The organism is Pseudomonadota bacterium (assembly GCA_030775045.1).
In the GTDB taxonomy this organism is placed as follows: domain Bacteria; phylum Pseudomonadota; class Alphaproteobacteria; order JALYJY01; family JALYJY01; genus JALYJY01.
In genome coordinates, this window is the sequence record JALYJY010000108.1 from 1 (window position 1) to 5,694 (window position 5,694).

The following is a 5,694-nucleotide window of genomic DNA, read 5'->3' on the forward strand; positions in this document are numbered from 1 at the left end:
GAATACGGCTATATCTTCGGTACCCAGCAGGCGGACGTGGATCTTCGGGACGTGGTGCTGCAGCGGCGCATCCTGGTGGTCATGATCCCGGCCCTTGAGAAATCAGGGGACGAGGCAGCCAACCTCGGCAAGATCGTGGTCGCGGCCCTCAAGGGTATGATGGGTTCCACCCTGGGCGCCCAGATCGAGGGTGAGCGGGCCCAGATCATCGACAACAAGATGACCCAGGCCCCCTCCCCCTTCCCCGTGGTGTTCGACGAGGTGGGGTACTACGCCACCGAGGGTATGGGCGTCATGGCGGCCCAGGCCCGAAGCCTCGGGTTCTCCCTGATCTTTGCGGCGCAGGATCTGCCCGCCATGGAAAAGCGCGTGAAGGAAGAGGCGCGATCCATCACCGGTAACTGTAACCTGAAGATCTTTGGCAAGCTGGAAGACCCGACGGATACCAAGGACTTTTTCGACAAGAGCATGAGCAAGCATCTGGTGGCCGAGGTGACGGGCCACAGCACCCAGGCCGGCTTTTTTGGCACCAGGTTCATGGACCAGCAGAACACCAGCCTGAAATGGACTGAAAAAACGGACTACAACAGCCTGCGCGCCCAGGGACCGGGTGAGGCCACCCTGATGTACGGCAATACCGTGATTTCCGCGAAAATGCTGTTCTCGGCGCCTGAAAAGACAAAGGCCCTGCGGGTGCACAAGCTTCTGCCCGTTGTGCCCCCGGCCGCGGCTGCAACCCCGCGTGACAGGTCCATTTCCGAGGTTGCCGCCCGCTTTGCCGATCCGGAATGGACAGCAGCCTCGGGCGGGCCGCCCCTGCCCACCTCACGCGAAATCGAGGCCCTGGTGGCGGGTCACAGCCTGGCTGTTATCGCGAAGAGAACGCCTCTGGAATGCGGGGCGATGGCCGTGGCCCATCTGGCTACCCTGCCACCGATCATGGAAGAAACCACCGAAGAAGGCTCTGCCGATTTTGATCCCTTTGCCACGCCCGCTGATGCCGGATCCGGGGGCGGGGATTTTGACCTGAAATCCTTCTGGGAATCCCTGCCCACCGAGCTGGGCGGCAACAAGAACCCCTTCATGCCTGAAACCCCGGCGACAGCCACGCCCACATTGCCCCCGAAAGCGGCTGTACCGGAGAGCGTCCCCCCCTCCTTCAACAAGATTGCCGATGATTTTTTTGCCCGGCATTTCGGAACAGCAGGAGAGCCTGTACAGAAAGACGGCGCAGCAAAGGCAGAGGTTGATGGTGATATCGAGGTTCCGCCCTATACGCCGCCGCCGTCAGTAACGGCCATCATGGAAAAGACTGCCCGGTCACTGGAAGAAAAACTCTTCGAACGGGCTGAAGACCAGGATTAGGCGGCTGACCTGCCGCCGTCCCGCCGTTTTCCCTGAAAGCGGGTTCCATATGGCCTCGCAGCAGCCCCGCCCGGCCGGTGCTTTTTCCGCTCCCGGCTGAACGGAGCAACGGCAGCGCCCTCTCCCGCCGCCTGAAAGCGTTTTCCTTCCGGCTTGCGGTCACCGGGATGACGGCCTTCTGGACGACGACCATCGGGGTGACGACCCTCCGGCCGGCGATAATCTTCTCCGGCCCTTTTCCGGAATGGCGGCCTTTGCCCTGCCGGTTTTCTTGCATCCCGCGAACCGGGAGCTGGCATCCGGGGCTCCAAGCCAGCAATGACATGTTCGGTCAGCGCCTTGCCTGTATAGCGCTCGATGGCCTTCAGAAGGCCCCGCTCGGACATTCCCGCAAAGGTCCATGACGTGCCGGAGGCACCCGCCCGGCCTGTGCGCCCGATCCGGTGGACATAGTCCTCGGCCACGCGGGGCAGGTCGAAATTGATCACGTGGGTCACATCCCGGATATCGATCCCGCGCGCCGCCACATCTGTGGCCACCAGGTACCGGACCTGACCCTTGCGCAGCCTGTCCACCGTGCGGTTGCGGTGGTTCTGCTTCATGTCGCCGTGCAGGGCCGCCGCAGCGTGACCTTTTTCGTTCAGGTCATCCGCCAGACGGTCGGCGTCGCGCTTTGTCGCCGTGAAAATGATAGCCTTGCCCGTCTCCGGCTGGCTCACCAGATGATCCAGAAGCCGGTGCTTGTGGGACAGGTCGCTGGCCCACAGCAGCCGCTGGTCAATGGTGTCATGGGACTTGTGGGTGCCGGCGATATCAACCCGGTGCGGATCCTTCAGAAGCCGGCCGGCCAGTCTGGCCATGGGCGCATCCATGGTGGCCGTGAACATGAGGGTCTGGCGCTGGGCCGGGCATTTGTCCGAGATTTCCTGCACTGCATCAAGAAATCCCATGTCCAGCATACGGTCGGCCTCGTCCAGCACCAGCATCTCGACACAGGACAGGTCCAGCCGTCCGGCATTCATCTGGTCGATCAGGCGGCCGGGCGTTCCCACGATCAGGTGGGTTTCGCGGGACAGCAGCTTTTTCTGCTCGAAATAGCTGGCCCCGCCGATGATGGCGCCCGCGAAGACCCGGGAGAATTTTGAGTATTTTTTCACGGCTTCCAGAACCTGCAGCGCCAGCTCCCGTGTGGGGGTCAGCACCAGGACGCGCGGGCCATAGCCAGGCTTCGGACGCGGTATCTGGATTTTCTGCAGGGCCGGCAGAACAAAAGCCGCCGTCTTGCCGGTGCCAGTCTGGGCTGTGGCAATCAGGTCCCGCCCCTCCAGCGCCACAGGAATGGCCTGGGTCTGGACCGGCGTGGGGGTTGTGTACTGGCAGGCCTCCAGCGCACGCAGAAGGGGCTGTGCCAGGGGAAGGTCGGAAAAAAGAGTGGTGTTCGTGGTCATGGAAAAATATCCTTGTCAGGTTGACAGGCATCGTTGCCCGTGTTGCTGCGGGACAGACGCTGAAGCCCCGTACAGGGGCGGAACGAGCGGCTGTCACCAGGACAACAAACCTTCAGGGATATCAGAGACTTCAGTCTCGCAAACCCGGCTTCGAAAATCAGGAAGCCATCAAGCCACTCACAGGGCCGGTTGTACCAGACTTTCCAGAAAAAATACAGGAAAACCGGCGACATCAACGCCGGACATGGTTTTTTTCTTGATGAAAGTAAAATGACGCTCAATGATGCCCCACTGGAACAGGGCTGAAAAGCCGGATGGAATGGGGAGAAGATGACGATGAACGGCAACGGGAAGCATGTGAGCGGACAGACACCTGCAGTGTCTGGGGATCAGGGAGGCCAGGGAACTCCGGTCAATCTCTCGCAGCTGCAAACAGCGGAAAATCCTTTGCCTTTGGCTAAAACAGCAGTCGGGGAAGCACGGGAAGGTGAGAAGACTGCAGTTGAACCAGCCTTTGAGAGAACAGTTCCTCCTGGAGACGGAACCGGAGAAGTAGGTGTTCTGCCACCGTCTGGAAATTCTGCTCCGGTGGGAAAAACGGGGACAGGCAACACGCCTGCCCCTACTCCTTCCGGCTCCAGGCGGAATACGCCTGCCAAAACCAGCAAGAAATCCGGCTCCGGATACGCCGGGGATGTTCTGAACAAGACCACCTGGGGTCGGCGCGCCTGGAACTGGGCAAAAACCCCTCTGCTGCTTTTTTTCTTTGGCATTACCACTGTCCTGACAGCTCTCCTGAAAAACAGCCAAGATGAAGTCCAAGGAGCCGTAGAAACAGCGGTAAAAAGGTCCACTGGAAGCCTCGAAAGGGAGCTCGAAAGGGAAAAAGAGCGTTTCGAACAAGAAAAATCTAGGCTGCGCAGCGACTGGGGCAAAGAGAAAGAAAGGCTGGAAGGGGTTCTGGAACAGGCCCGGACAGACCAGCAGAACACCCTTGTCCAGCTGGATACATTACAGGAAACATGGGAGGAGAACTGTATTACCGCTGCCCTGTCCTCGAATGGAGTTTCCCGGAATGGACTCCAGATAGAACTCAGGGAAAAATATGTCCGCGTCCGCAGGGAGAACGCAGAAAATGGACGGCCCTACGCGCAGATCTGGGTGGATAACCAGCCTGCGCCGGAAAACGCGGACGACCAGGAGATCCCGGCCCGGGCTTATACTTACGAGTCCCGAAAAAAGGACGACAAAAACAAGTACATCTCCTACGACCTTGGCGCAGCCCTTGAACAGGATGGAAAACCCGCGGGTGATTATTTCGGCATGATTGCCCAGGGCAAACTGGACGCAACCATTCCGGACTTTGATGCAAACTGGCTTTACAGAACTGTCAGGTGGTGCCGCCAGACTGCCGCAGGCGCAAGGGCTGTCCATGACGAACTGGAGGCGCGGCAGAAGGCCCAGAACGCAACTGGCGTCCCCGGACAAACCCCCGATGGCGGAACTGCCCTTCCCGTTGCCGGGGCACCGGCGCCCTGACAGGCTGCTGATCCTCTGACTGACTTCAGGACCCCCGCTCCGGCGGGGGTTCTTTTTTGCCCGTAACAGCGCCAGATTTCCCGTTGCACGGGGGCGGAATCCGGGTAATCTGGGAGCAGCAGGTCTCTGTCATAACCTCTTGCTGTCATCCTGAAGGAGCAACGCGACTGAAGGATCTTTTTCTGCTGAAGAAGGATCCTTCGCTGGCGCTCAGGATGACAGTCGGCGGGCCAAGCAGGCGGAGAGCGATTTAACGGTTTCCAGGTTTCGGAGCACATCCATGTCCGGCAAAAAGCGTATCGGTATCCTCACCAGCGGGGGCGACTGCCCCGGCCTCAACGCGGCCATCCGGGCCGTTGTGCACCGGGCTGTCCTCACCTACGGCTGGGAGGTTGTGGGCCTTGAGGAGGGCACCCAGGGCCTGCTGTCACGCCCGGTGCGCGCCCGCACGCTGGATCTGAACATGGTGGACGGCGGCGTGCTGCGCATGGGGGGCACCATCCTGGGCTCCACCAACAAGGGCGATCCGTTTGCCTATCCCATGCCCGACGGCACGCTGAAGGACCGGTCGGGCGAGATTGCCGAAGGGTGCCGCCAGCTGGGCCTGGAAGGCCTGATCGCCGTGGGCGGCGACGGCAGTTTTGCCATCATGCGCAAGCTGGCGAAGGTGGGAAACCTGAAGCTGGTGGGCATTCCCAAGACCATCGACAACGACATCGGCCTGACCGAGATTTCCGTGGGCTTTGACACCGCCGTGGCCGTGGCAACCGAGGCGCTGGACCGCCTGCAGCCCACCGCCGCCAGTCACGCCCGCGTCATGGTGCTGGAAGTCATGGGCCGCGACGCCGGCCACATCGCCCTGTCGGCGGGCATTGCAGGCGGCGCGGACGTGATCCTGCTGCCCGAAATTCCCTGGTCCGTGGAGGGCATTGCGAAAAAGATCCGGGAAGTGAAGGATAATGGCCGGAACTTCGCGCTGGTGGTGGTGTCCGAGGCTGTGCGCACCATGGAGGGCGCAGCAGCCCGCCAGGCCTTTACTGATGGCCAGAAGCGCTATGGCGGTATCGGCAACTATGTGGGCCATATGATCGCCGAGGCCACGGGAGCCGAGACCCGCGTCACTGTCCTGGGCCACGTCCAGCGCGGCAGCCCGCCCAGCCCGCGGGACCGGCTGATCGCCTCGGCCTTTGGTGTCCATGCCGTGGACCTGGTGGTTCAGGGCCGGTTTGACCGCATGGTCGCCTGGTCCAACCGCGGCGTGATCGATGTTCCACTGGAACAGGCCATCGCCGCCTATCACTGCGTGGAAAAGGACAGCCCCCTGCTGAACACTGCGCGGGGA

At 61.3% G+C, this 5,694-nt stretch carries 5 protein-coding genes; 3 read left to right on the plus strand and 2 right to left on the minus strand.

What is annotated here, in order from left to right; translation table 11 throughout:
* A partial coding sequence (locus tag M3O22_08370) for a TraM recognition domain-containing protein (protein MDP9196758.1) occupies positions 1-1,365 on the plus strand: 1,365 nt, incomplete at its 5' end.
* On the opposite strand, the gene M3O22_08375 is transcribed toward M3O22_08370, so the two are convergent.
* Together M3O22_08375 and M3O22_08380 are read right to left on the minus strand one after the other, a co-directional pair.
* Positions 1,362-2,813 (minus strand): DEAD/DEAH box helicase, encoded by a 1,452-nt coding sequence (locus M3O22_08375; GenBank protein MDP9196759.1) that lies wholly within the window; start codon positions 2,811-2,813, stop codon positions 1,362-1,364. The genes M3O22_08370 and M3O22_08375 overlap by 4 nt on opposite strands.
* Before the next feature lie 177 nt (positions 2,814-2,990).
* Positions 2,991-3,170: a hypothetical protein gene (locus M3O22_08380; protein MDP9196760.1), complete on the minus strand. Its 180-nt coding sequence runs from the start codon at positions 3,168-3,170 to the stop codon at positions 2,991-2,993.
* A gap of 231 nt (positions 3,171-3,401) precedes the next feature.
* Between M3O22_08380 and M3O22_08385 the strand changes: the two genes are divergently transcribed.
* Together M3O22_08385 and M3O22_08390 are read left to right on the plus strand one after the other, a co-directional pair.
* The gene (locus M3O22_08385) at positions 3,402-4,352 is read left to right on the plus strand and encodes a hypothetical protein (GenBank protein MDP9196761.1); all 951 of its coding nucleotides are present in this window, start codon (positions 3,402-3,404) and stop codon (positions 4,350-4,352) included.
* A 280-nt stretch (positions 4,353-4,632) separates the two neighbouring features.
* On the plus strand, positions 4,633-5,694 hold a 1,062-nt coding region (locus tag M3O22_08390; protein MDP9196762.1), incomplete at its 3' end, for an ATP-dependent 6-phosphofructokinase.

Excerpts from the sequence above, each read along its gene's own strand:
- M3O22_08375 (MDP9196759.1), bottom strand. The coding sequence starts at position 2,813 with ATGACCACGAACACCACTCTTTTTTCCGACCTTCCCCTGGCACAGCCC.
- M3O22_08380 (MDP9196760.1), bottom strand. The coding sequence starts at position 3,170 with ATGCTTCCCGTTGCCGTTCATCGTCATCTTCTCCCCATTCCATCCGGC.